At 72.2% G+C, this 2772-nt stretch carries 1 protein-coding gene; it reads right to left on the bottom strand.

The annotated features are described in order from the left end of the window. On the bottom strand, positions 1–2772 hold a 2772-nt coding region (locus tag ACH4EB_RS38650; protein WP_398353224.1), incomplete at both ends, for a type I polyketide synthase.

Raw genomic sequence — 2772 nt, 5'->3', positions numbered from 1 at the left:
ACCGCGTCGAACGCCGCCGCGAACACCGGATACCGCCCATACAGCTCCCGGCCCATGCCCAGGCGCTGCGAGCCCTGGCCCGAGAAGAGGACGGCCGTCTTCCCCGCGCCGGCCGAGCCCTCGGCGAGGCCGGGATCGGACTCGCCCGCCGCGAGTGCGGACAGGGCGTGTACCAGTGCGTCGCGGTCCTGGCCCCACAGTACGGCCCGGTGGGCGAACCTCGATCGTCCCGTGGCCAGTGAGTGGCCGATGTCCCGTGCGGACGGCGCGTCGTGGCCGGTGACCAGGGGCAACAGCCGGGCCGCCTGGGCGCGCAGGGCGGCGTCGTTCCTGCCGGACAACACCCAGGCCGACGCGCCGGGTTCGGCCGCCGCCCCCACTGGTTCGCTGTCGGCCGGTACCGGCTCCGGCTGTTCCAGGATGACGTGCGCGTTGGTCCCGCTGACGCCGAAGGAGGACACGCCTGCTCGGCGCAGCCCCTCCCCCTGCGGCCACTCGGTCGCGGAGGTCAGCAGCTCCACCGCGCCCGCGCTCCAGTCCACGTGCGTCGACGGCTCATCGACATGCAGCGTCCGCGGCAGCACACCGTGCCGCATGGCCTGCACCATCTTGATGATGCCGGCGACACCCGCGGCCGCCTGCGCGTGACCGATGTTGGACTTCACCGAGCCCAGCAGCAGCGGACGCTCTTCCGGCCGCTCCTGGCCGTACGTCGCCAGCAGCGCCTGGGCCTCGATCGGGTCGCCCAGCGTGGTACCCGTACCGTGGCCCTCCACCGCGTCCACGTCCGCCGCGGACAGGCCAGCGCTCGCCAACGCCTGCCGGATCACCCGCTGTTGCGACGGACCGTTCGGCGCCGTCAACCCGTTCGAGGCACCATCCTGATTCACCGCGGAACCACGCACCGTCGCCAGCACCCGATGCCCGTTGCGGCGCGCGTCCGACAGCCGCTCCAGCACCAGCATGCCGACGCCCTCGCCCCAGCCGACGCCGTCGGCCGCATCGGCGAACGCCTTGCAGCGCCCGTCCGCCGACAAGCCTCGCTGCCGCGAGAAGTCCACGAACGTCGTCGGTGTCGACATCACCGTCACACCGCCCGCCATGGCCAGCGAGCACTCACCGGACCGCAGCGACTGCGCGGCCAGGTGCAGGGCCACCAGCGACGACGAGCACGCCGTGTCCACCGTGACCGCCGGACCCTCGAAACCGAACGTGTACGACACCCGGCCGGAGGCGATGCTGGCGGCGCTGCCATTGCCTCGATAGCCCTCGTACTGGTCGCCGACCATGAGTTCGCTGTAGTCGGTGTACATCACGCCCGCGAAGACGCCGGTCCGGCTGCCGCGCAGGGTGGCCGGGTCGATGCCCGACCGTTCGAGCGCTTCCCACGTCGTCTCCAGCAGCAGCCGCTGCTGGGCGTCGGTGGCCAGGGCCTCGCGGGGGCTCATCCCGAAGAACTCGGGGTCGAAGTCCCCCGCCTCGTGCAGGAACCCACCGGAGCGGGTGTACGAGGTGCCGAGCGCGTCGGGGTCGGGGCTGTAGAGCGACTCCACGTCCCAGCCACGGTCGGCCGGGAAGTCCGAGACGGCGTCCGCGCCGTCCGACACCAGCCGCCACAGGTCCTCGGGCGAGGTGACCCCGCCCGGGTAGCGGCAGCTCATGCCGACGATCACCACCGGGTCGTCGGCCGCGGCCACCGCCGTCCGCGCCGGCCACATGTCGTCCGTCGCCTGGGCGCCGAACAGCTCGTCCAGCAGGAAGTCGACGAGCGTGCCGGCCGTGGGGTAGTCGAAGACGGTGGTCGCCGCCAGGCGCATGCCCGTCGCCTTGTTGAGCCGGTTGCGCAGCTCGACACCGGTCAGGGAGTCGAAGCCGAGCTCCTGGAAGGCCCGGTCCGGGTCCACCGTCTCGGGGCTCGCGTGGCCCAGGACCGTCGCGATCTGGGTACGTACGACATCGAGCAGCGCCTCGCGCCGCTCCTCCGCGGACAGCCCGGTCAGGCGCTCCACCAGGCCGGCGGCCGCGGCCGACCCGGCGACCACGGTACGCCGGGTGCGAGTCCTGATCAGGCCGCGCAGCAGCGGGGGTATGTCTCCCTGTTCCCGCAGTACGGCCAGGTCGAGGCGTACGGGAAGGACGAGCGCGGCGTCGGCGGTCAGCGCGGCGTCGAAGAGGGCGACGCCCTCCGCGGGGCCGAGTTCGGGCATGCCCGAGCGGGCGATCCGTCGGAGGTCGGTCTCCGACAGGGTGCCGGTCATGCCGCTGTCCTGGGACCAGGGGCCCCACGCCAGCGACGTGGCCGGGAGCCCTTGGGCCCGGCGGTGGTGTGCCAGCGCGTCCAGGAAGGTGTTGCCCGCCGCGTAGTTGGCCTGTCCGGCGCCGCCCAGGATGCCCGAGACCGATGAGAAGACGACGAACGCGCCGAGGTCCAGGTCCCGGGTGGCCTCGTGCAGGTGCCAGGCCGCGTCCACCTTCGGCCGCAGCACCGCCGACAACCGCTCCGCAGACAACGACTCCACCACACCGTCATCGAGAACACCGGCCGTATGAACGACCCCACTGACCGGGTGGCGAGAAACCAAATCCGACACAGCAGCACCGTCAGTCACATCGCACGCCTCGACGACCACCCGCGCGCCATGCTGCTCCAGCTCGGCAACGAGATCATCAGCGCCCCCGGCAGCCGGACCACTCCGACTGACCAGCAACAGACTCCGCACCCCGTGCTCCACCACCAGATGCCGGGCAACCACACGCCCCAGACCACCCGTA

Origin of the sequence: Streptomyces sp. NPDC018045, assembly GCF_044327445.1 — a bacterium.
Taxonomy (GTDB): Bacteria; Actinomycetota; Actinomycetes; order Streptomycetales; family Streptomycetaceae; genus Streptomyces.
This window is presented reverse-complemented; position numbering and strand designations above follow the sequence as displayed.